Annotated in this window: 20 protein-coding genes and 1 pseudogene; 11 read left to right on the forward strand and 10 right to left on the reverse strand. The window is 67.2% G+C overall.

The annotated features are described in order from the left end of the window. Positions 1-72: 72 nt before the first annotated feature. Entirely contained in the window at positions 73-615 is a 543-nt protein-coding gene (locus tag IEY07_RS01425; RefSeq protein ID WP_188893388.1) for a PadR family transcriptional regulator, read from the reverse strand. 57 nt (positions 616-672) lie between these two features. On the opposite strand from IEY07_RS01425, the gene IEY07_RS01430 reads away from it, so the two are divergent. The 6 genes and pseudogenes from IEY07_RS01430 to IEY07_RS01450 all read left to right on the forward strand — a co-directional run bounded on the left by IEY07_RS01430 (position 673) and on the right by IEY07_RS01450 (position 6,964). Further along, on the forward strand, positions 673-2,004 hold the full coding sequence (locus IEY07_RS01430) for a carotenoid oxygenase family protein (protein ID WP_229669595.1): 1,332 nt from the start codon (positions 673-675) through the stop codon (positions 2,002-2,004). A gap of 32 nt (positions 2,005-2,036) precedes the next feature. Next, positions 2,037-2,735 (forward strand): VC0807 family protein, encoded by a 699-nt coding sequence (locus tag IEY07_RS01435; RefSeq protein ID WP_188893390.1) that lies wholly within the window; start codon positions 2,037-2,039, stop codon positions 2,733-2,735. A 29-nt stretch (positions 2,736-2,764) separates the two neighbouring features. Next, a complete protein-coding gene (gene treS, locus IEY07_RS01440) occupies positions 2,765-5,038 on the forward strand; it encodes a maltose alpha-D-glucosyltransferase (RefSeq protein ID WP_188893391.1) in 2,274 nt (757 codons plus the stop codon). A 207-nt stretch (positions 5,039-5,245) separates the two neighbouring features. After that, positions 5,246-5,305: pseudogene (locus IEY07_RS24615) on the forward strand (hypothetical protein); the annotation flags it as partial. Positions 5,306-5,319: 14 nt separating this feature from the next. Next, positions 5,320-5,844, forward strand: a complete 525-nt coding sequence (locus IEY07_RS01445; RefSeq protein WP_229669596.1) for a class I SAM-dependent methyltransferase — start codon at positions 5,320-5,322, stop codon at positions 5,842-5,844. Positions 5,845-5,914: 70 nt separating this feature from the next. Continuing rightward, positions 5,915-6,964 (forward strand): glutathione S-transferase family protein, encoded by a 1,050-nt coding sequence (locus tag IEY07_RS01450; protein WP_188893392.1) that lies wholly within the window; start codon positions 5,915-5,917, stop codon positions 6,962-6,964. 31 nt (positions 6,965-6,995) lie between these two features. Here IEY07_RS01450 and IEY07_RS01455 read toward each other — a convergent pair whose 3' ends face one another. Both IEY07_RS01455 and IEY07_RS01460 read right to left on the reverse strand, forming a co-directional pair. Then, positions 6,996-7,649: a hypothetical protein gene (locus IEY07_RS01455; RefSeq protein ID WP_188893393.1), complete on the reverse strand. Its 654-nt coding sequence runs from the start codon at positions 7,647-7,649 to the stop codon at positions 6,996-6,998. A gap of 2 nt (positions 7,650-7,651) precedes the next feature. After that, positions 7,652-8,674 (reverse strand): hypothetical protein, encoded by a 1,023-nt coding sequence (locus IEY07_RS01460; RefSeq protein WP_188893394.1) that lies wholly within the window; start codon positions 8,672-8,674, stop codon positions 7,652-7,654. Between the two features lie 67 nt (positions 8,675-8,741). Between IEY07_RS01460 and pyrE the strand changes: the two genes are divergently transcribed. Beyond that, complete coding sequence (gene pyrE, locus IEY07_RS01465) at positions 8,742-9,281, forward strand: orotate phosphoribosyltransferase (RefSeq protein ID WP_229669597.1); 540 nt, start codon at positions 8,742-8,744, stop codon at positions 9,279-9,281. Between the two features lie 61 nt (positions 9,282-9,342). Here pyrE and qcrB read toward each other — a convergent pair whose 3' ends face one another. The 4 genes from qcrB to ctaE form a co-directional block, all read right to left on the reverse strand. Next, entirely contained in the window at positions 9,343-11,109 is a 1,767-nt protein-coding gene (gene qcrB / locus IEY07_RS01470; protein ID WP_188893396.1) for a cytochrome bc1 complex cytochrome b subunit, read from the reverse strand. Then, positions 11,109-12,158 carry a cytochrome bc1 complex Rieske iron-sulfur subunit gene (gene qcrA, locus IEY07_RS01475; protein ID WP_229669670.1) on the reverse strand — a complete coding sequence of 350 codons (1,050 nt, stop codon included), beginning with the start codon at positions 12,156-12,158 and terminating at the stop codon, positions 11,109-11,111. The genes qcrB and qcrA overlap by 1 nt, the downstream gene beginning before the upstream one ends. 92 nt (positions 12,159-12,250) lie before the next feature. Next, on the reverse strand, positions 12,251-13,054 hold the full coding sequence (qcrC, locus tag IEY07_RS01480; protein WP_188893398.1) for a cytochrome bc1 complex diheme cytochrome c subunit: 804 nt from the start codon (positions 13,052-13,054) through the stop codon (positions 12,251-12,253). Positions 13,055-13,160: 106 nt separating this feature from the next. After that, positions 13,161-13,868 (reverse strand): aa3-type cytochrome oxidase subunit III, encoded by a 708-nt coding sequence (gene ctaE, locus IEY07_RS01485; protein ID WP_444543310.1) that lies wholly within the window; start codon positions 13,866-13,868, stop codon positions 13,161-13,163. 87 nt (positions 13,869-13,955) lie between these two features. On the opposite strand from ctaE, the gene IEY07_RS01490 reads away from it, so the two are divergent. Together IEY07_RS01490 and trpD are read left to right on the forward strand one after the other, a co-directional pair. Next, entirely contained in the window at positions 13,956-14,405 is a 450-nt protein-coding gene (locus IEY07_RS01490; RefSeq protein ID WP_188893400.1) for a response regulator transcription factor, read from the forward strand. Positions 14,406-14,413: 8 nt separating this feature from the next. Further along, on the forward strand, positions 14,414-15,463 hold the full coding sequence (gene trpD, locus IEY07_RS01495) for an anthranilate phosphoribosyltransferase (protein ID WP_188893401.1): 1,050 nt from the start codon (positions 14,414-14,416) through the stop codon (positions 15,461-15,463). Positions 15,464-15,473: 10 nt separating this feature from the next. Here trpD and IEY07_RS01500 read toward each other — a convergent pair whose 3' ends face one another. After that, positions 15,474-16,313, reverse strand: a complete 840-nt coding sequence (locus IEY07_RS01500) for a DUF2510 domain-containing protein (protein WP_188893402.1) — start codon at positions 16,311-16,313, stop codon at positions 15,474-15,476. Positions 16,314-16,435: 122 nt separating this feature from the next. On the opposite strand from IEY07_RS01500, the gene IEY07_RS01505 reads away from it, so the two are divergent. Further along, the gene (locus IEY07_RS01505) at positions 16,436-16,879 is read left to right on the forward strand and encodes a pilus assembly protein CpaE (RefSeq protein ID WP_188893403.1); all 444 of its coding nucleotides are present in this window, start codon (positions 16,436-16,438) and stop codon (positions 16,877-16,879) included. Here the strand turns inward: IEY07_RS01505 and IEY07_RS01510 are convergent. Together IEY07_RS01510 and IEY07_RS01515 are read right to left on the reverse strand one after the other, a co-directional pair. Further along, entirely contained in the window at positions 16,863-17,594 is a 732-nt protein-coding gene (locus IEY07_RS01510) for a prepilin peptidase (RefSeq protein WP_188893404.1), read from the reverse strand. The genes IEY07_RS01505 and IEY07_RS01510 overlap by 17 nt on opposite strands. A 56-nt stretch (positions 17,595-17,650) precedes the next feature. Continuing rightward, positions 17,651-18,238, reverse strand: coding sequence for a hypothetical protein (locus IEY07_RS01515; protein WP_188893405.1), 588 nt, complete (start codon positions 18,236-18,238; stop codon positions 17,651-17,653). Positions 18,239-18,479: 241 nt separating this feature from the next. Between IEY07_RS01515 and IEY07_RS01520 the strand changes: the two genes are divergently transcribed. Then, positions 18,480-21,734 carry a S41 family peptidase gene (locus IEY07_RS01520; RefSeq protein ID WP_188893406.1) on the forward strand — a complete coding sequence of 1,085 codons (3,255 nt, stop codon included), beginning with the start codon at positions 18,480-18,482 and terminating at the stop codon, positions 21,732-21,734. The last annotated feature ends 58 nt before the right edge of the window (positions 21,735-21,792 follow it).

The raw sequence follows: 21,792 nt of genomic DNA on the forward strand, positions 1-21,792 counted from the left end.
AACCCCGACCGGCACGGCACCGGCCCCGGCGCCGCCGGGAATCCGTCCGGCGGGAAACCGGCCGCCAGGGAATCAGCTGCCGGAACCGGCCGACGATTCGGCGGTGATCTGTTCGATCGCCCACTGCGCCCACTCGATGGTCGCCTGGTACATCCTGATGCCGTACTGCGCCGCCAGCGCTCCCTGTCGGGCCGCTCCGCCGCCGGCCAGGTGCTCCTGATACTCGGCGTCGATCGCCTCCCGCTGCCGGGTCGAGTATTCGATCGTGCGGGTGAGTATCTGGCGCGCCTCGTCCTGGTCCAGCGCCGACAGCAGGAAGAGCCGCAGGACGTACTCGTTCCGTACGCCGCCGGCCACGGTCGGCGGTCTCAGCAGCCAGCCGCGCAGCTCCTCCTGACCCTGGCCGGTGATCGCATAGGTCTTGCGACCGCGAGCGCCCTCTTCGGCGATCTCGATCAGTCCGTCCTCGGTGAGCTTCCTCAACTCGGGATAGATCTGGCTGTGTTTGGCGTCCCAGGCGTACGCGCCGATCCCCTCGCTGAAGCGTCGGGTCAGGTCGTAGCCGCTGGACGGATGTTCGTTGAGCAGGCCGAGCAGGGCGAAGCGCAGGGACATGAGGCGATCGTACATGAAACTATTGACATGTCGAATACGACATGTCAGTCTCGACCTATGAGTTTCTACCTCGACGGAGTTTTCGCCCCGGTGCCCGACGAGATCGATGCCTACGATCTCGAGGTCGCCGGCACGCTTCCGCCCGAGCTCGACGGGCGCTACATCCGTAACGGGCCCAACCCGAAGCTCGGCGCCCAGGCGTCGACCGGGAAGGGGCGCCACTGGTTCGGAGGCGCCGGCATGCTGCACGGCGTCCGACTCTCCGGCGGACGGGCCGAGTGGTACCGCAACCGCTGGATCGACACGTCGGTCCCCGACGGGGAGCCGGTGACCGACGTCGACGGCCGCGATTTGCGGCGTACGGTCGCCAACACCCACCTGATCGAGCACGGCGGTTCGCTGCTTGCCCTCTGCGAGGCGGGTCTACCGTACGAGGTCAGCGGCGATCTGGAGACCAAGGGCGCCTACGACTTCGGTGGTCGGCTGCGGACCGCGATGACGGCGCATCCCAAGACCGACCCGATGACCGGGGAGCTGTTCTTCTTCGGCATCTCGATGGCCCCGCCGTACCTGACTTTCCACGTCGCCGACGCGAGGGGAAACCTGACCAACTCGATGCCGGTCGACGTACCGGCGCCGACGATGATGCACGACTTCGCGATCACCGAGCACTACGTGATCTGGATGGACCTTCCGGTGGTCTTCGACCGCGCTCTGCTCGGCCGGTCGATCCCGTTCAGCTGGAACGAGCAGTACGGCGCCCGGCTCGGCCTGATGGCGCGGACCGGCGGTCCGGTGCAATGGATCGAGATCGACCCGTGTTACGTCTTCCACGTCGGCAACGCCCGGGAGGACGGCCACGGCAAGGTGCAGCTGGATGCGATCCGCTACAGTCCCGGCGAATTCGGCCGATTCTGGCAGGCCGACAGCCTGCCGGCCGCCAGCATGCTGTATCGCTGGAGCATCGATCCGGCCCGCGGCGCGATCACCGAGCAGCAACTCGATGATCGCAACGTCGAATTCCCCAGCCTCAACGATCACCACGTCGGTCGGGCCAACCGCTATCTCTACGCGGTCGAGGCGACGGGCAACGGTGGCGTGATCAAATATGACAGTGAGTCGGGCACCGCGGTCTCCCACCGGCTGCCGACCGCCCATCACGTCGGCGAGGCCGTGTTCGTGCCGGCCGCCGATCGGATCGGCGCAACCGGGGCAGCGGAGGATGCCGGCTGGTTGATCACGATCGTCACTCCACAGGACGGCGGCGCGTCATCGCTGGTGGTCCTGGACGCGACCGATCCCGCGGCCGGACCGACCGCGACCGTACGCCTCCCACGCCGGGTCCCGGCCGGCTTTCACGGCTCCTGGATCCCGGAGCCGCAGCGATGACCGAGATGAGGACTGGGATGAGGACCGACACGATGACTGACACGATGACCGACACGATGACCGGCACGAGGGGCGACGAGATGGGCGACGAGGCGGGCGACCGGAAGACCGGCGCGATGATCGGCCGGATCATCTGGTCGCTGTTCCTGGACGCCGGGCTGGCTGTCGCCGGTTACCTGACCGCCGTGCATCTCGGCGCAAGCCTGTTCGTCGCCCTCCTGGTGGGCACCGGTGTGGCATTCGTGCGGGCGGCGTACGTGATCATCCGGCGCCGCGAACTGGACGCGTTCGCGATCTTCATGATCATCACCTTCGGTATCGGCCTGCTGTTGACGCTGTTCACCGGCAGCCCGAGATTCCTGCTGGCCAAGGACTCGATCTCGACCGGAGTCTCGGGAATCGTCTTCGGTGTGACGCTGGTGGTCGGCAAGCCGATGATGTATTACTTCGCCCAGCGGTTCGGTGCGACCAGTGATGCCGAACGCGAGGAGTGGGCGCAGCTGTATCCGACCCATGCGGGCTTCCGATCGTTCTTCCGCGGCCTGACCCTGGCCTGGGCCGTCGCCTTCCTGGTCGAGGCAGCCCTGAAGCTGGTCCTGGTCCTGATGCTCCCCGTGACGACGATGGCACCCGTGGTTCCGTTCTTCACCCCGGTGCTGATCAGCGCCATGGTGGTCTGGACCGTACGGCGCAGCGTCGCTGCCCGACGACGGCTGAGTGTTGCGCGATAACCCGCCGCGCTGCGGGGTAGCGTCTGGGTATGGTCGATGATCAGCGCAGCGAGGTGACCGGCGAGCACGAGCCGGAGATCACCTACGACGAGCAGTTCTATCCTGCCCGCCCGCGTCGGCTGCGCCCGCGCGCCCGGCTGCGGGGGATCTTCCCACTACGGCCGAGGACCTCGCACTCCGGCAAGTCGGTCGGGTCCAACCCCGACTATGTGGAATGGCTGATCGGGGAGTCGATGCTCTCCGACGCGACGGACATGGCCCGGCAGTTCGAGGGCCTGCCGAGCATGTTCCAGAATCCGTACGCCAATCCCGATCCGCGGGCGGCGATCGAGAAGGCGTCGGTCTGGTTCACCGCGTACCCGATCTCCATGATCACGCCGAAGGGCACCTCGTTCCTTGGCATGCTCGGCGATCCCGATCTCTGGGAGACCTTCCACCGGATCGGTATCGATGCCATCCACACCGGCCCGGTCAAACTGGCCGGTGGCCTCAACGGCTGGGACCGGACGCCCAGTGTCGACGGGCATTTCGACCGGATCAGCACCAAGATCGACGACATCTTCGGCACCGAGGACGAGTTCCGGCAGCTGTGCGAGGTGGCTGCCAACTTCGACGGCACCGTGATCGACGACATCGTGCCCGGCCACACCGGCAAGGGCGCGGACTTCCGGCTCGCGGAGATGAAGGTCGGGGACTACCCGGGCATCTACCACATGGTCGAGATCCCGCCGGACGACTGGCACATGCTGCCGAAGGTGCCCCGTGGCAAGGACTCGGTCAACCTGGACGCGGAGGCCGAGTCCCGGTTGCAGAAGGCCGGCTACATCATCGGCCGGATGCAGCGCGTGATCTTCGCTGATCCCGGCGTCAAGGACACCAACTGGAGCGCCACCGCGCCGGTCGTCGGACCGGACGGCGTCGAACGCCGCTGGGTCTACCTGCATTACTTCAAGGAGGGCCAGCCGACGCTCAACTGGCTGGATCCGACCTTCGCCGGAATGCGGTTGGTGATCGGCGACGCGCTGCATTCGCTGGGCGATCTGGGCACCGGGGCGCTGCGACTGGACGCCAACGGCTTCCTCGGCGTGGAGAAGACGGCCGAGGACGTACCGGCCTGGTCCGAGGGGCACCCGCTGTCCGAGGCGGCCAACCAGCTGATCGCCTCGATGGTCCGCAAGGTCGGGGGCTTCACCTTCCAGGAGCTCAATCTCTCCATCGACGACATCCGCAACTCTTCGGCCCGCGGCGCTGATCTGTCGTACGACTTCGTCAACCGGCCCGCCTATCACCACGCCCTGGCGACCGGCGACACCGAGTTTCTCCGGATGACGTTGAACCTGGCGATGCGCCACGGCGTCGAGGCGGTCTCGCTGGTGCACGCGCTGCAGAACCACGACGAGATGACCTACGAGCTGGTGCACTTCGCCACTGTGCACGCTGGTGAGCTCTTCCATTTCCGCGGCGGCGAATACACCGGCGAGGCGCTGGCGGTCCAGATCAGATCCGATCTGATCGACAAGCTGACCGGCGACAACGCCCCCTACAACCTGACCTTCACCACCAACGGGATCGCCTCGACCACGGCAACCATCATCGCTGCCTCGCTGGGATACACCCAGATCGATGATCTCGAGGAGGAACAGGTCGACACGATCCGTCGGGCGCACCTGCTGCTGGCGATGTTCAACGCCATGCAGCCGGGGGTTTTCGCCTTGTCCGGTTGGGATCTGATCGGTATGCTCACCTTGGACCGCAAGCAGGTCGAGCCGTTGCTCAGCACCGGTGACACCCGCTGGATCCACCGTGCCGCGTACGACCTGATGGACTACCAGCCCGAGGCGGTCCAGTCGGCATCGCTGATGCCGCGCGGGATCAGCCTGTACGGGTCGCTGCCCGAGCAGCTGGAGAACCCGGACTCGTTCGCCCGGCAGCTGGCTGACATCCTCCGGATCCGCAAGGCGTACAAGATCGCCACCAGCACCCAGATCGATGTCCCGCAGACGTCCAACAAGGCGATGCTGGTGATGGTGCACCAGTTGGAGGATCCCGAGGAGCGCCAGGTCACCGTGCTGAACTTCGGTGATCAGACCGTCTTCGGTCACGTCCGCTCGGAGAAACTCGAGCCGTCGGCGGTCGTGGTCGACATGGTCACCGACGAGGTGATCGGCGAGGTCGACAACCTGAACACCTTCAGCGTCGCGCTCGGCCCGTTCGGCGGAAAATCGCTGTTGATCAGGCCCCGGACCGACGATGATGCCGAGGTCGGGGTGCCCGACTTCAGTGAACAGGCGGGCGAGGCCTGACACCGGGCCCTGAGCCTGTCGAAGCGTGAACCCCGTGGAGGAGCGTGTGCTGTGGAGCGGTCGCTGAGCTTCGGAGCCGTCGCCGAGGACTACGAGCGCTACCGTCCGGGCTATCCCGATGATCTTGTCACGCTGATCATCGAGCACGCCGCGGGCCGGGTCCACCGGGCGCTGGAGATCGGCGCCGGCACCGGCAAGGCGACCCGGGTGTTCGCCCGGGCCGGGATCGAGGTCACCGCGACCGAGCCCGACCCGTCGATGCTCGGCGTGCTGCGCCGGGAATGCGCCGGGCTGCCGGTCCGGGCCGAACAGAAGCGTATGAGGAGATCGAGCCGGGCGGCGAGCCGTACGACCTCCTGTACGCCGCCGCGGCGCTGCACTGGACCCGCCCGGAGGGCCGGTGGGACCGAGCAGCTGCGCTGGTGCGCAGCGGGGGAGTCGTGGCAACGTTCGGCGGTCCGATCGACATCGGTGACGACGAGCTGGCGGCGGCCGAGCTGGACGTCGTCGCGCCGTACCTGCCCGGTCACCACATTGACCCGCCGTCGGCAGGCGCCGGCGGACTCGACTGGCCGGGCGACGAGCTGCTTGCCGATGACCGGTTCACCGATGTCAGCCAACTGTCCGTGCCGAGAAGGATGATCATGAGCCGGGCGGACTATCTGCGGCACCTCAACACCATCTCGGCCTACCGGATGCTGCCCGGTCCGGAGCGGGAGGCGATCTTCGCCGAACTCGACCGGCTGCTGCCGGATGACATTCCGGTGAAGGCCGATCTGACCCTGCACCTCGCCCGTCGGATCTGAACCGGACAGATCTGACCCGCGGAGGCCGCGGGTCTTTGTTGAGGATTTGACCAGTGGCTAGGCTGCCGGTATGTCCGATGTGCAGCAGGGTGTGCAGCAGCAGGATGCAGGTGCGGGATATGTCCACGGTGGGAAGGAATTCACCCGGGACATGAACTACATCCCGGACCGGATCACCGCCGACGGGCGGGACGGCTGGCCGGTGGAGGCGGGACGGTATCGGCTGATCGCCGCGCGCGCCTGCCCGTGGGCGAACCGGACCTTGATCGTCCGCCGGCTGCTCGGCCTGGAGGACGCCATCTCACTCGGCCTGTGCGGTCCCACCCATGATCAACGGAGCTGGACCTTCGATCTTGATCCGGGCGGTGTCGATCCGGTGCTGGGCTACGAGCGGCTGCAACAGGCCTACTTCGCTCGCTATCCCGACTATCCGCGCGGAATCACAGTCCCGGCGATCGTCGACATACCGACGAAAGCCGTTGTGACCAACGATTTCCCGTCGATCACCATCGACTTCTCCCTGGAATGGACACAGTTCCATCGCGACGGTGCTCCGGAGCTCTATCCCGAGCGGCTGCGCGACGAGATCGACACCGTCAACCAGCGGGTCTTCACCGAGGTGAACAACGGCGTCTACCGCTGCGGGTTCGCCGGCTCCCAGCAGTCGTACGAGAAGGCATACGACCGACTCTTCACGGCTCTGGACTGGTTGGAGGAGCGACTCACCGGACAGCGATATCTGGTCGGCGACACGATCACCGAAGCCGATGTCAGGTTGTTCACAACGCTGGCGCGTTTCGATCCGGTCTACCACGGGCACTTCAAGTGCAACCGGAACAAGCTGATCGAGTTCCCGGCGCTGTGGGCCTATGCCCGAGATCTCTTCCAGACCCCGGGCTTCGGCGACACCACCGACTTCGTCCAGATCAAGCAGCATTACTACATCGTGCATTCCGACATCAATCCGACCGGGATCGTACCGAAGGGGCCGGACCTGACCAACTGGCTGACCCCACACGGTCGCGAAGACTTGGGCGGCCGGCCGTTCGGCGACGGTACGAAGCCTCGGCCGCCGAAGCCCGGGGAGGTGGTTCCGGTGGGCCACAACCCCGCTTTGTGAACCGTATTCGGGGTTCTACCACCAGCCAGGGTCAGGGCTTGTCGGCGTTCCATGCCGGCAGGTCGTCGGCGCCGAGTGCGAACCACAGCGTGGGCGTGTCCTTGCCCGCCGGTTCTCCCGTCAGGCGATAGCCGCCGGGGTAGCCCCAGACGTCGTTGCTCGTCTCCGGATCATCGGCAACCTCGATCTTTCCGATGCGAACCCCCGGTATGGTCCTGCCGTTGGTCAATGGGGTGACCGACTGCGTGAGCGGCAGGATCACGGTCCAACTGCCGACCTTGGACGGGTCGGCGTCGGCTGCCCGCCTCAAGACGATCGTGCCGCCTCCGGTCAGGCTCTTGACCCGATAGGAAACGTTGAACAGGTAGGTCCCGGCTTCGTCACCCGGCCCGAGTGGGGTGATCCACGGGTCGATGATCGGGTCGGTCGCGTCAGGCAGCGCCGCGGTGATGTCGACCCCGCGAGCCGGACTGTCGGGAACCCGTTCGTCCCGGGCGGTCATCTTGTCGGCCGTCCTGATGTCGAGCCGGGCGATCGCGTTGACATAGGCACGGGCCGCGGCAAGCGCACCGCCGGTCGGGTTGGCATCCCGGTTCGCGGTTGCCGAGCAACCGGCCAGCAGACAGCCGACGAGCAGCCAGGCGCGCCGGCCGGTGCAGCGGGTGTGTGCACGTGGTCGGCTCATCATCATTGCTCGGCTTCGATCTCGAAGACGCTCGGTTTCCAGCTGTCGCTGTCGAGTCCCCACGTGCCCGAGGCATCGAAGTCCATCTCGTGGGTCCCTGTGTGGTCCCGGTAGCGGAAGGTGCCCGAGGACAAGGTGATCTTCCCGTCATTGCTGAGCTTGAGTCGCGGCTTCTTGGTCAGTCCGAGCCACCAGCCTTGGCCGCCGGCACCGGGATTGTTGTGCGCGACCAGAGCGTAGACAGGGCAGTAGACGGGATCGGCGGTGTCGCATGCGGCGAACTGCGCCCAGACCTGCTTCGTCAGCACGGTGCGGGTCGTCGACGTGGGAAGCAGCGGCTGCTTGGGCGGCGCGACGGACCGGGCGGTCACGGCGACCGAGGTGACTGCTGATGCGTAGTACGGGTCAAGGCGTTGCTGGACCTTGTAGACGGCCGGATAGAGCGGTTGGACGGTGGCATCGTCATCGTCCGAATTGTTCGCCGGCGTGCGGACGATGCGGGTGCCGTCCAGGTAGATGTCTGCTGTGGTGATGTCGAGGAAACCCGGCTGCGGCCACGCGATAGAGCCGGTGAGCGGCATCACGACCCGCCAGTTGGCCGGGTCCCGTGCGACTTGCGCCTGCGGATGAGCGAGTACGACGGATCCCTGATAGATCTTGCCGGCGAGCCGGTAGCGGACCCCGACCTTGGTGAAGTCGGCGAAGGTGTTCTCCACGACGACCGGATCGGCGATGTCCTTCGGTGCGGACGCCGGCGCCGGTGCGTCCACGTCGATGATCGTGATCCGGCGGGTCGCGCCGGCGAGCAGATCACCGGCTGTCCGCAGTGCTGCCGGATTGTTCGTGGCCGTCAGCTGGGCGAGCTTCGCCAGAGCGGGTTTCGACGCCGATGCGATGGAGTCCAGATAGGTCCGGGCAGCCGATCGAGCTGCCGAACTCTTCGTGTCGCATCCGGCGAGAAGCGTTCCAACCAGAGCGCAGAAGAGCACGGTGACCGCAGCCCGCACGACCCGCCCGCAACGCATGAGGCAGGAATATAGCTACGCAAGGGGTCGCGCCCCGTTGACGCCGTCAGGCGTTACTGTTCCGCACGTGACCGTCGACACCGAGCCCGCACTGCTGGAACTCGCCCGCAATGTGGATCGACTCTGCCGACTTCGTGGCAGTTTCACGCTGCGCTCCGGACTGCAGGTGGAGGAGTACTTCGACAAGTTCCTCTTCGAATCCGATCCGCTATTGCTGCGCCGGATCGTCGAGCGGATGGCACCGCTGGTCCCCGAGGCCACCGAGGTGCTCGGCGGGATCGAACTCGGCGGCGTGCCGATCGCAGCCGTGCTGAGCCAGCTCACCGGACTGCCGGCCACCTACGTCCGCAAAGAGCAGAAGGCCTACGGCACCAAGAAGCTGGCGGAAGGGCCGGACCTGTCCGGACGGCGGGTGACGCTGGTCGAGGATGCGATCACCACCGGGGGAGCGGTGCGTGCCGCCGCGTTGGCTCTTCGTGATCTTGGTGCGATCGTCGACACGGTCGTCTGCGCGATCGACCGGGAGGAGCCGGGCGGGAACGTCCTGGACGAGATCGGGGTTCAGGTCCGTCCGGTGCTCACTCGAACCCTGCTCAACGCCGGCTGAGAAACGACAACGCCCGCGGATCAACCAATCCGCGGGCGTTTGTTCGTGGTGATGGTGTCAATCAGTCGCTGTGACCGGCTCCGACCTGCTCGTCGGAATGCTCGCCGCTCTCGATGGCGTGATCATCGTGACCACCCTCGACCTCGTGGCCGCCCTGGTGGTGCCTGGCCTCTTCGACCTCCGCCGCGGTGGGCTTGGGGACGTTATGGCCGTAGTACCACCGGGTGAACGGACGACGGGCGCGTTCCTTGGCCGTGCCCCTGCGAGCAACGCCGTTCTCGTCGGTCTGCGGACCGGAAGTGAGCGGCTGGTACTCGTGGTGCTGGGTGATCGTGTACGCCTCGCCCTGGGTGATCGGGGTATGCGGCTCCGAATAGCCGCCGGCGGGGGAGCGGTGGATGACACCGGACTCCGACCCGTGCAGCACCCGGTCGTAGGCAGCGCGCTGCAACCCGATACAGATCCGCTTGGTGATCATGAACGTGATGATCGGCAGGATGAAGATGCCCCAGCGCAGCGTCAGGGTGATCGCATTCAGCGAGATGTGGAAGTGCGTCGCGATGATGTCGTTGGCACCACCGATCATCAGCACCACGTAGACCGTGATACCGGCAACGCCGATCGCGGTCCGGTTCGGTGCGTTCCGCGGCCGGTCCAGGACGTGGTGCTCCAGGTCGTCACCGGACACCCACTTCTCCAGGAACGGATAGACACCGATCGCGCCGGGCAGCGCGACGAAGCCGAGGATCGCGGGTATGAAGATGTTCCACGACCAGGTGGTGGGGCCGATATGCCACTCCCAGTTGGGCATCAGCCGCAGCGCGCCCTCCAGATAGCCGATATACCAGTCCGGCTGCGAACCGGCACTCACCTCGGCCGGGTTGTACGGCCCGTACACCCAGATCGGGTTGATCTGGATCAACGCAGCCATCAGCACGATCACGCCGAAGACGATGAAGAAGAAGCCGCCGGCTTTCGCCGTGTAGACAGGGAAGAACGGGTAACCCACGACGTTCTTCTCGGTCCGTCCCTGGCCCGGGAACTGGGTGTGCTTGTGGTAGAAGATCAACACCAGGTGCACCGCCACCAGGGCAAGGATCACCGCCGGTATCAGCAGGATGTGCAGCATGTACATCCGCGGCACCAGAATGTCGCCCGGATACTCACCGCCCAGGAACCAGGTCTCGAGGTAGGTGCCGACCAACGGGATCGACAGCACCGCGCCGAAGATGATCCGGACGCCGACACCGGACAGCAGATCGTCCGGGATCGAATAGCCGAGGAAGCCCTCGGTCATGCCCAGGAACAGCAGTGTCGCGCCGATCACCCAGTTGATCTCGCGGGGCTTGCGGAAGCCGCCGGTGAAGAAGATCCGCATCGAGTGGGTCAGCATCGAGGCGATGAACAGCAGTGCCGCCCAGTGGTGGATCTGCCGGATCAGCAGGCCGCCGCGGACGTCGAAGGAGATGTTCAGCGTCGAGGCATACGCCTCCGACATCGGCAGCCCGCGCAGCAGCTGGTAGCTGCCGTTGTACTCGATCTCACCCATCGACGGCTTGAACCACAGCGTCAGGAAGACGCCGGTGAGCAGCAGCACGACAAAGGAGTAGAGCGCGATCTCGCCGAGCATGAACGACCAGTGGTCGGGGAACACCTTGCGCAGGTTGAAGATGTTCGGGATCCGGCCGGACATGATGCCGCCGACACCGGTCCGGTCGTCAGCCCACTTGGCCGGACCCTTGAAGAACTTCATCACCGGGCCGAGCTGCTGGTCCGGCTGCTCGGCCGCCTGCGGTGCTTCGGTGGCGGTCTTGGCTGGTTTTGCCATCAGCGGTACTCCTGGCTCTGGCCCAGATCATGCCGGGAATCGCGTTCGAAGAAGCTCGGGCCGACGGGAACGGGGAAACCGCTGCGGGCGACCAGGTAACCCTCGTCGTTGACCTTGATCGGCAGCTGTGGCAGCGCCCGAGCGGCCGGACCGAAGAGCACCCGGCCGGAGTCGGCCAGGTCGAAGGTCGACTGGTGGCAAGGGCAGAGCAGATGGTGGGTCTGCTGCTCCCACAGGCTGATCGGGCAGCCGACATGGGTGCAGATCTTGGAGTAGGCGAGGATGCCGGAGACCTGCCAGTCCTGACGGTTCGCCGGGATCTTGATGTCGGCCGGATTCATCCGGACCACAACGATGGGGCACTTGGCCTTGGCGTTGTTGAACTCGGTGCCGGACAGCTCCTTCAGATTCTCCGGTACGCCGTTGACCAGCTGACCGATGCTCAGATCCTCCGGCTTGAGCGGGGTGTAGGTGATGTCGTTGACCAACCGGATGCCCTCTTTCCAGAGGGTGGTCTCGTAGGTCTTGCGCCGGTAGTTCGGGCCGGCGACCGGTCCCAGGTCGGTCAGCAGCACCAGTGCTGGCGCGGCCAGGATGCCGACCGCGCCGAGTGCGGAGAAGATCAACATCTTGCGACGCGGCACGCCGGACTCGTCGATGCCGACGTTGAGTTGGCGCAGTGCCTCCTCGTTGGCGTCAGCGGGCGAGTAGGCCGGGTGGCGCTCCTCGACGACCTCGTTGTTGGCCATCAGCTGGCGGGCCCACTGCTGGGTCGCCAGACCGATCAGCAGGACGCCGATACCCAGGGTCAGACCGAGGGCGACGTGCTTGGCCGAGGAGTGCAGCGGCCCGAAATCGATCGACTCGCCCCTCGGGATCAGGTAGTACGACAGCACGAACAGCACCGCCATCACCGGCACCAACAGATACATGGTGACGACCTGCCGCTCGACGCGGTCGGCCGCGGCCTTGTCGACGTCGGCCAACCGGGGCAGATGCTCCTCGACACCCGGATCGGGGACCGGCAGCACCGCCTCGTGCACCGGCATGTCGTGCTCGGCGTACTCCTCGCGCGCGATCTGCTGCTCCGGGTTGATCTCCTCGGGGCTCTGGCTCTGCACCCCGCTGGTTCCGCTGCTGGTCATCGTGCCCGTGCTCCTCGTGCCGTGATCCAGATCGCGAAGCCGATCAGAACACCGATGCCGATCGCCCAGCCGACCATGCCCTCACTGACCGGGCCGAGCCCACCGAGCTCGAGGCCGCCGTGGTTGGGCTCGGCGTGGATGGAGTTCAGATAGGCGATGATCTCGCGCTTGTTCTGCGAGGGCAGCACCTGGTCGGAAAAGACCGGCATCTGCTGCGGACCGGTGAGCATCGCCTCGTAGACGTGCTTGTTCGGCACGCCGACCAGCGACGGAGCCCGCCGCCCCTCGGGCAGCGCACCACCCTGGCCGGTGAAGTTGTGGCAGGCCGAGCAGTTGGTCCGGAACAGCTCGCCGCCCCGGGCGATCTCCTCGGCGCTCAGGCCGTCGGTCGAGTACTGCGAGGAATCGGGGATGGCCGGGCCGGGACCGAGGGTGGCGACATAGGCGGCCAGGGCCGCGATCTCGTCATTGGTGAACTCACCGGGCTTGATGGGAGCCTGCTGGCCCGGCTGTGCCAGCGGCATCCGGCCGGTTGAAACCTGGAAGTCGACCGCTGCGGCGCCGACGCCGACCAGGGTCGGGCCCTGGCTGGTGCCTTCGCCGTTCAGTCCGTGACAGGACGAGCAATTGACACTGAAGAGCTCTTTGCCCTTCGTCACCTGCTGGCTCGTGTTCGGCTCGGCTGCTGACTGCTCTGTCGGTGCAACGGCCGCGTACACCGCGCCGATGACGAACAGGGCAGCTACCAGGAGCAGCGCCTTTGCTGCCGGGTGCCGTCGTCGGGAGGACAGCAATCGCACGTGTTTGCCTCTCTAGGTACGAGATCTACTACGAGTCGTCGGAGGTGTTGATTCCGAGGCTATCCCATAGCCGCCTCGTCGTCACCGAAGGTCTTTGCTTGATGTGTCACTGGAGGATGTAGATGACGCCGAACAGGGCGATCCAGACCACGTCGACGAAGTGCCAGTAGTACGACACCGCGATCGCGCTGACCGCCTGCTCGTGGGTGAAGGTACGGGCCAGGTAGGTCCGGCCGAGCAGCAGCACGAAGGCGACCAGGCCGCCGGTCACGTGCAGGCCGTGGAAACCGGTGGCCAGGTAGAAGATGGAGCCGTACGGGTCGGAGGACAGGGTCAGTCCGTCCCGGGTCAGGTTCGCGTACTCGAAGACCTGGCCGCCGATGAAGAAGGCGCCCATGCAGAAGGTGAGTACATACCACTCGCGCATGCCCCAGGTCCGCGGGTTGAAGATCGAGCCGACCCGGCTGACCCGCCCGTGCTCGGCCGCGAAGACACCCATCTGGCAGGTCACCGAGCTGAGCACCAGCACGGTGGTGTTCGCGATCGCGAAGTGCACGTTGAGCATGCTCGCGCCCTGGTGCCACAGCGGGGTGAGACCGGCCTTGACGGCCGCTGCAGTCGTCACGTTCTTGATCGTGAAGTAGGCGGCGAACAGGCCTGCGAAGAACATCAGCTCACTGGCCAGCCAGATGATCGTGCCCACCGCGACGGCATCAGGCCGCCCGGGGTGACCGACCAGTCGCGACTGGGGCAGGTCGTGCAGGGCCGAATGAGGCTTCGGCGCGGGAGTCGATGAGACAGTGTGAATCGCCACGAGGGTCATTATTGCCTCCTACAGCGTGTAGCACATCCCCGGGGCGCGTCTCGGGCTCGCGAAATTCTCAGGCCGGGCCGCGATACGATGCCGGGCGTGACTAGCGAGCAGACTCCAGTCCGGGTTGCCACCATCCTGGTTTACGCCAGTGACCGGACGGTCCGGGCCCAGGTGCGCGCCGCCCTCGGACGCAAGGTCGCCTCGGACCTGCCCGAGGTCCGCATCGTCGAGGCCGCGACCCAGGCGGCCGTCATGAAAGCCGCCGACGCGTCGAATGAGGGGGCAGGCATCGACCTGATGCTGCTGGACGGGGAGGCCCGGCCGGGCGGCATGGGCGTATGCCGGCAGCTGAAGGACGAGATCTTCAACTGCCCGCCGGTGCTGATCATCGCCGGACGGGCCGACGACGCCTGGCTGGCCACGTGGTCGCGCGCCGACGCGGTGGTCGCGCACCCGATCGATCCGGTCACCCTGCCTGGCGCGGTCGCGGCCCTGCTGCGTCAGCGGCTGGGCACGACACCGGCCCGTACGGCCTAGGTCCGCCGATGCCGATCACGCCGGAGCCGACCTGGCCCGGGGTGTTGTCCTCCCTGGTCGCCGGCAACGATCTCGACGCGGCGACGGCCACCTGGGCGATGGGCAGGATCCTGGCCGGCGAGGCCAGTGACGTCCAGATCGCCGGCTTCGCGGTCGCGTTGCGCAGCAAGGGCGAATCCGCGTCCGAGCTCAGCGGCCTTGCGGCCGCGATGCTCCAGGTCGCGACTCCGATCGATGTCCCGGGGCCGGCGGTCGACATCGTCGGCTCCGGAGGTGACCGGTCCAACACGGTCAACATCTCCACCATGGCCGCGATCGTCGCGGCCGCGGCCGGTGCCCGGGTCGTCAAGCACGGCAACCGCGCGGCCTCCTCGGCATGCGGGTCGGCCGATGTGCTGGAGGCCTTGGGCGTACGACTTGATCTTGCTCCGGCCGAGCAGCGGCAGGTCGTCGACGGGATCGGGATCGGCTTCCTGTTCGCGCCGCTGTACCACGGCTCGCTGCGTAACACCGCCAGTGCCCGCAGCCAGCTCGGGATCGGGACGACCTTCAACTTCCTCGGTCCGCTCACCAATCCCGGCTGGCCGACTGCGCACGCTGTCGGGGTCGCCGACGAGCGGATGGCCGAACTGAGCGCGCAGGTCCTGGCCGACCGCGGTGACCGCGGCCTGGTCTTCCACGGCACCGACGGTCTGGACGAATTGACCACGACCACGACCTCGACGGTCTATGTCTTCGGCGACGGACAGATCGGACGGACCGATCTTGATCCCGCACACCTGGGCATCGAGCGCGCCTCGGTGGCCGACCTGGTTGGCGGCGGTCCGGCGCACAATGCCGAGATCGCTCGCCGGGTGCTTGCCGGTGATCATGGTCCGGTGCGGGACATCGTGCTGCTGAACGCGGCCTCGGCGCTGGCTGCCTTCGACGGCCCCGGGGATGCCGATGATCTTGAAGCGACACTCGGCGCGAAACTGGAACGGGCCGCGGCCGCGATCGACTCCGGCGCCGCCACGGCACTGCTGGAGCGCTGGGTCAGCGCGACTCGTTCGTGCTGACCGGCCTGGTTCAGCTGAGGCTGAAGGTGTCCAGCGAGTTCGCTGCGAGGGCGGTCAACGACGGTGCCGCATCGCTCGGTACCGAGCTGATTGCGGCGATCACCGAACCGTCCTGATCGGGGCAGCCGATGATCACCATCCGGTCGCTGCGGTTATGGCGGTTGTCGGCCTGCGCGCTGCTGTAGTCGACTTCGGCGCTGATCTTGGCACAAGGCCTGCCGCTGACCGTCGTCGTGGTGTCGTCGATCTTGCTCACCGCGGACGGGTGATAGCCGAAGAACTGCTCGGAGATGCCGCTCAAGGCCCTGCGGGTGAATCCGCGAAGATCATCCTCGGACCAGGCGCCGGCCGGGATGTGGCCGAGCCCGACCGTCGCGGCCCAGGTGTCCGAGCCTTCCGACCCGGTCCTGACCGGCGCGTTGGCGACGAACATGGCGTCGAAGACACCCGGCACCGTCACCGGATCGGTGACCAGCGCGTACGGGCTTCCCGGCAACACCATCCGGCCCCCTGCCAGCGTCGCCGTCCGCGTGGTCTCGTCCAGTTGGCCGTCAGGTTGTTGCGTCCCGGTCGTCGCGACAGGCGCCGGCGTGCCGGGCGTCTGGTTGCCTCCACCGGAGGTCGCCTTCTGACCGGGAGGTACGGCGTCGTGGAACGACCGCCAGCCCATCAGACCGACCACGCCGCCGCTGAGCACCAGGGTGACGCCGAGCAGCAGAGCTACCAGACGGGTGTTCTGGGCGGGAAGCTTGCTGCGGGTCCGGTCGGTCCAGTCGCTGCCGTCCCACCACCGGAATGTGCCACCGCGACCGGACGGATCCGGATACCATCCGGGGCGCGGGGCAGTCACGCCCTCCGAGGGTACCCGCGCCGTCTCCGGCGTCGACCGCATGCCAGGAACCAACCCCCGCATGCCGCGAATCAATCCGTATCGTGGGAACCGACCCGCAGGCTGCGAACTAACCTGGGGTGGTGATCTCCCGTGAGCTCGCCGTACGGCTCCGGCCGCTGCTGGACTGGACGCCGCAGAATGCCGACCGCTTCTTCATCCCGCGCGAAGAGATCGCCGAGGCGGTCTTCATCGTCAGCGACATGGTCGTGGAGCTGATCCATGCGCAGGGAGAGTCGAACTTCCACTTCAACGGCACCACCGAGTGGGCGCTGGACTCGGTGTCCTCCGAGGTCGCGGTCTGGTTGCCGTCGGAGCAGCAGCTGCGGGATGCGCTCGGCGACGCCTTCCTGTCCCTGGACCGGGTCGGCGACGGTTTCGTGGTCAGCTCGGCCGGTCCGTCCGGCGCCCATCACACGCCGTCGGTGCCCGATGCGTCCGACGCGTACGCGTTGGCGCTGCTGCACACGCTGGGCGGCGACGATTCGCTGCCGGCCGGTGATCAGGTGATCACGGCAGCAGGCTGAGCAGCACGGTTGCGGCATAGGGACCCGACACCAGCGCCGGACCGTACGGGAACGGGCCACGCCGACCGCTCACCAGGCGGAGCACGCCAATCACGGCTCCGATCACACTGCCCGACAGCAGCGACCAGTAGATCCCCGACCAGCCCAGGGTGCCGGCGACCGCGCCGACCAGGACCATCAGCCGGACGTCGCCGAAGGCGATCGCCCGGCCACCGGTGATCAACCAGAGCAACAGGTAGCCGCCAGCGGCGACCAGCACCCCCGAGCCGATCGTGATCGCCGCGTGCAGCCGGTGCGGGTCCTCCGCAAGACAGGCCAGGGCGGCGATGGCGGTGACGACCCAGCCGAGCATCATCAGCCCGCCTGGCAGCCAGGTGGTCCTGGCGTCGATGGCGGCCAGCAGCACCGCGACCACACCGAAGACGAACCAGGCCGGCCAGTACGCGATCGGCTGAGTCAGGACGGTGATTGCGGCGCCCGCGGCGGCCAGCAGACCGGTGATCAGCGCGAAGCGCGGCGTCGCCAACATCCGGTAGCTGATCTTGGCTCGGTAGTCCGCCAAGGTCACCTCGTCGGCAGCAGTCGGCGGCACCGGCTCGCGCAGCCGGCGCAGCAGCGCCGCGCCGCCGACGCCGACCAGCAGACCGGTCGCGATGATCATGATCATCGCGACGATCAGCGTTGCGGTGCCGGAAGAGGCCGGGGAGACGGTCACGCGTCGACTCTAGAGGCGTCCGGGGCATACCCACCGTCAGGCAACCGAGGCAGCCGTCAGGCAGCCGCAAGCGCCGGTGCCCGGTCGGCTCGGTGGCCTTGGAGCACCGTCTGCTCGGCCGGAACCCTGCGGACTGGCTGCCGCGTGTCCCAGAGCGCTTGTGCCGCAGCTTTCACAGTCGCCGCGACCAGCTGGGAGCAGACAGTGTCTTCGCCGATGGCCAGCGCCGAGAGCCCGGACACCGGCAGCTGGGTCCGGCGGGCGATCTCGCTGATCAACCAGCCGCGGTCGACCAGACAGCCGAGGAGCACTCGGGTCCGGGCCGCGTGCACCCGGCGTCGTCCGGCATCGACGACCGCGGTGTGGGTCAGGTGGAAGAGTCGTTCGGCGATCAGCGGGTGCAATCGGGGGACCGGCCGGCCGGCGCGGCCACGCAGCAGGTGATCCACCGACTGCGGGGGAACATCGGCCAGCACGGCCAGGGTGCGCCACGGCACTCCGGTCAGCTCCATGAGATGACGGACATGGGCACGGAAGGGTGCCGCATCCACCCATGGGCCGTAGTCGTCGGCATCGCCCAGAGCATCGAAATCGGGATCGAGCAGTTCGCGACCGTCCCAGCCGCCGGTCGGCTCGTGCGCCATCATCTGGATCGTCATGCCCGGGAAGGCCCGGCAAAGGTGTCTCCCGTGAGCGGTGGTTGTTGGCCGATGCCGCCCCAGCGTTGCTCGAATGTCAGCAGTGTTGTCCGAACAACCCAGGTGTTGTCCGAGGGTCCGAAGTGTTGTCCGACGGGTGCCGCGACAGTTCCTCCGACGGTGCCCTCGGGAGCAGGCTGCGGAATACCGGTGCCGCTGTCGGCCCCGGGAAGTAATGTCTGCCGATGTGACTGCTGGCTACCTCCGCTCTCCTGACATCCACGGTGATCTGATCACCTTCGCCGCCGCCGACGACATCTGGCTGGCTCCGGTCTCCGGCGGCCGTGCCTGGCGCCTGACCTCCGACAATGTCCCGGTCCGCAATCCGCGGTTCTCCCCGGACGGCAGCACGATCGCCTGGGCCTCGTCGAGGGACAGTGGCTTCGAGATCTTCGTCGCCGGCATCGACGGCGGCGCCGCCCGTCGTGTCACATACTTCGGCTCGGCCTCGACCTCGTTGCTGGGCTGGTTCGACGACGGTTCGGTGATCATTTCGACGGCGGCCCGCACCCACGAGAGATTCGTCACCTTCGGATACCAGATCGGTCTGGACGGGTCGGTGATCCCGTTGCCGTACGGTCCGGTCGCGGGAGTCGCTCGGGGCGACGAGGGCTTGGTCGTGTCCAGCCGCGCGATTCGCGCCGTCGCCGACCAGAAGCGTTACCGCGGGGGCACCGCCGCCAAACTGTGGTTCGACCCGACCGGTGCCGGTGACAGCTACCAGCGGGTGCTCGGTGACATCACCGCCGGTCTGGAGAGCCCGTCCTTCCTCGACGGCGAGTTGATCTTCAGCTCCGACCAGTTGGCGCAACTGCCCGGCCCTGCGGACGAGCAAGCCAACCTCTTCTCGATCCCGGTCGACAGGCTCGGCAACGCGACAGCGGCGGACCTGGTGCAGCGCACCTTCCACACGATCGACCAAGGCTACGTCAAGGAGCCGGTCACCGACGGCACCCGGATCGTCTACCACTCCCGCGGCGTGATCTACCTGGTCGAGCAGCTCGGGGACGAGCCGCATCCGGTCGAGATCAATCTCCCGGTGCTCAGCGCACGGCAGCCGCAGTCGCTGTCGCCGACCAAGAACCTGACCGCCGCGGTGCCGGACCGCAGCGCCATCGGGTCTGTGGTCTCGTGGCGCGGTAAGGCGTTCTATCTGAGCCACCGCGACGGTCCGGCGCGAGCACTGGCGGCATCCTCGTCGATCCGGATCCGCGAGGCCCAGCCGCTGGGCCGCAGCGGACAGGCGATCATGATCAGCGACCAGGCGGGCGAGGACCGCCTCGAGCTCCGCCCGCTCAACGGCGAAGGCGAGCCGCGGATCATCGAGGTCGATCTGGGCCGGATCCTGCACATCACGGCCGACCCCGACGGGGAGCGTGTCGCGCTGATCAGCCATGACGGTCGGATCAGTCTGCTGGACGTCGGAACCGGCGCCGTCCGGTCGCTCGGAGTGAGCACCGACGGCGAGGCGTCCGACCCGGTCTTCTCCCCCGACGGCCGTTACCTGGTGTGGACCCAGCCGGTCGGTGCCGCTCAGCACGGCCGGCTGGTTGCAGTTGATCTTGCCGGTCAGTCCGATCCGGTGTCGCTGACCAGTGGACGCTTCGACGACCGGTCTCCGGCGTTCACCGCGGACGGTAAGTATCTGGCCTTCCTGTCGGTGCGCACTTTCGATCCGCACTACGACACCCACGTCTTCGACATCAACTTCCCCTACGGCACCCGCCCCTACCTGGTGCCGCTGGCCGCGACAGAGCCGCCGCCGTTCGGTCCGAGCGTCGACGGCTGGCCGCTCGGCCAGGATGATCAGGGCAAGGATGATCAGGGCGGCAAGGATGATCAGGGCAAGGATGCGCCGCCGGCCAGTCCTGATCTTGACGCCGAGGGCTTCGAGGATCGGCTGGTGCCGTTCCCGGTCCCGGCCGGCGACTACCGATCGCTGCAAGCGGCGAAGGGTGGCGTGCTGTGGATCCACGAGGCGCCGACCCACGGCGTCCTCGGATCGGCACGGGCCGGCGTGCCGGGTGAGCAGCCGTCGGACCAGTTGGAGCGATTCGACTTCGACAAGCGCAGTCTCGACGTGCTGCTCGGCAAGATCGACTCGTACGAGGTCAGTGGTGACCTTTCCTGGATCGTGACCCGGGTGGGTGAGGCGGTGGCAGTGCAGCCGTCCGATCGAGAGGTCAAGGACGACGATCCGGCCAAGATCGCCGTCGATCTCGGCCGGCTGCGGTTCGAGGTCGACCCGGTCGCCGAATGGCGTCAGATGCTGGACGAGGACGTCCGGTTGATGCGGGACTTCTACTGGCGGGCCGATCTGGACGGCGTTGATCTTGAAGCGGTTGCCGAACACTATCGACCGGTGGTCGACAGGCTCGGCAGTTACGACGACCTGATCTCGCTGCTGTGGGAGGTCGGTGCCGAGATGAACACGTCGCACGCCTACGCCCGACCCAACAAGCCGTATGGCGAGACGTCCCGGGCTCTGGGCCTGTTGGGCGCCGACTTCGCGGTGGACGACGGAGAATGGGTGATCCAGCGGATCCTGCCCGGTGAGAGTTCCGACCCCGAGGCCCGGTCGCCGCTGCGCGCTGCCGGTGTGGACGCCCGCCCCGGCGACCGGATCGTCAGGATCGGCGGCTTGCCGGTCGATCCGGTGCTCGGACCGAATGCGAGCCTGATCGGCGCTGCCGACAAGCCGATCGAGTTGGTGCTGCGCCGTCCGGGACGCGACCGGGACCGCCGGGTCGTCGTCGTCCCGGTCGCGGATGAGTCGGCACTCCGCTACCAGGAGTGGGTGGCCGGGCGGAAGGCCTACGTCGCCGAGCATTCGTCCGGACGGCTCGGTTACGTGCACGTGCCGGACATGGTTGCGACCGGCTGGGCCCAGCTGCACCGCGATCTGGAGGAGGCCACCCGACACGAAGGTGTGATCGCCGACGTCCGTTTCAACGGTGGCGGTCACCTGAGCCAACTGGTCAACGAGCGGCTCGGTCGCAAGGTCGTCGCCTGGGACACCGCGCGGCACGCCGCGACCTCGGAGTATCCCTCCCAGGGCGTCCGTGGTCCGGTGGTCTACGTCGCCAACGAGTACGCCGGCTCCGACGGCGACATCGTCAACGCCTCCGCCCGGGCGCTCGGAATCGGCCCGATCGTCGGCACCAGGACCTGGGGCGGCGTGGTCGGCATCGACGGCCGGTTCGATCTGATCGACGGCACCGGCGTGACGCAGCCGCGATACGCCTACTGGATCGGCGGCCAGGGCTGGGATGTGGAGAACCACGGCGTCGATCCCGACATCGAGGTTCCGATCACCCCCGACCAGTGGCACGGTGCAGTCGATCCCCAACTCGACCGAGCGATCGCCGAGGCACTGCAGCGGCTGGAGGAGATCCCGGCGGTGACACCGCCGGAGCCGACGCCGCCGCGGGTCGGCGGCTGACCGGAGCCAAGACGAAGAAAGCGCCCCGGATCCGTGGGATCCGGGGCGCTCGGTTGGG

The organism is Microlunatus endophyticus, assembly GCF_014646195.1.
Lineage (GTDB): Bacteria > Actinomycetota > Actinomycetes > Propionibacteriales > Propionibacteriaceae > Microlunatus > Microlunatus endophyticus.

Excerpts from the sequence above, each read along its gene's own strand:
- IEY07_RS01490 (WP_188893400.1), top strand. The coding sequence starts at position 13,956 with ATGCCGGGCGTGACTAGCGAGCAGACTCCAGTCCGGGTTGCCACCATC.
- IEY07_RS01445 (WP_229669596.1), top strand. The coding sequence starts at position 5,320 with ATGCGCCGGGCTGCCGGTCCGGGCCGAACAGAAGCGTATGAGGAGATC.
- IEY07_RS01455 (WP_188893393.1), bottom strand. The coding sequence starts at position 7,649 with ATGAGCCGACCACGTGCACACACCCGCTGCACCGGCCGGCGCGCCTGG.
- IEY07_RS01425 (WP_188893388.1), bottom strand. The coding sequence starts at position 615 with ATGTCCCTGCGCTTCGCCCTGCTCGGCCTGCTCAACGAACATCCGTCC.
- IEY07_RS01515 (WP_188893405.1), bottom strand. The coding sequence starts at position 18,238 with ATGGCGCACGAGCCGACCGGCGGCTGGGACGGTCGCGAACTGCTCGAT.
- IEY07_RS01435 (WP_188893390.1), top strand. The coding sequence starts at position 2,037 with ATGACTGACACGATGACCGACACGATGACCGGCACGAGGGGCGACGAG.
- trpD (WP_188893401.1), top strand. The coding sequence starts at position 14,414 with ATGCCGATCACGCCGGAGCCGACCTGGCCCGGGGTGTTGTCCTCCCTG.
- IEY07_RS01450 (WP_188893392.1), top strand. The coding sequence starts at position 5,915 with ATGTCCGATGTGCAGCAGGGTGTGCAGCAGCAGGATGCAGGTGCGGGA.
- IEY07_RS01460 (WP_188893394.1), bottom strand. The coding sequence starts at position 8,674 with ATGCGTTGCGGGCGGGTCGTGCGGGCTGCGGTCACCGTGCTCTTCTGC.
- IEY07_RS01430 (WP_229669595.1), top strand. The coding sequence starts at position 673 with ATGAGTTTCTACCTCGACGGAGTTTTCGCCCCGGTGCCCGACGAGATC.
- qcrA (WP_229669670.1), bottom strand. The coding sequence starts at position 12,158 with ATGCCGGTGCACGAGGCGGTGCTGCCGGTCCCCGATCCGGGTGTCGAG.
- qcrB (WP_188893396.1), bottom strand. The coding sequence starts at position 11,109 with ATGGCAAAACCAGCCAAGACCGCCACCGAAGCACCGCAGGCGGCCGAG.
- treS (WP_188893391.1), top strand. The coding sequence starts at position 2,765 with ATGGTCGATGATCAGCGCAGCGAGGTGACCGGCGAGCACGAGCCGGAG.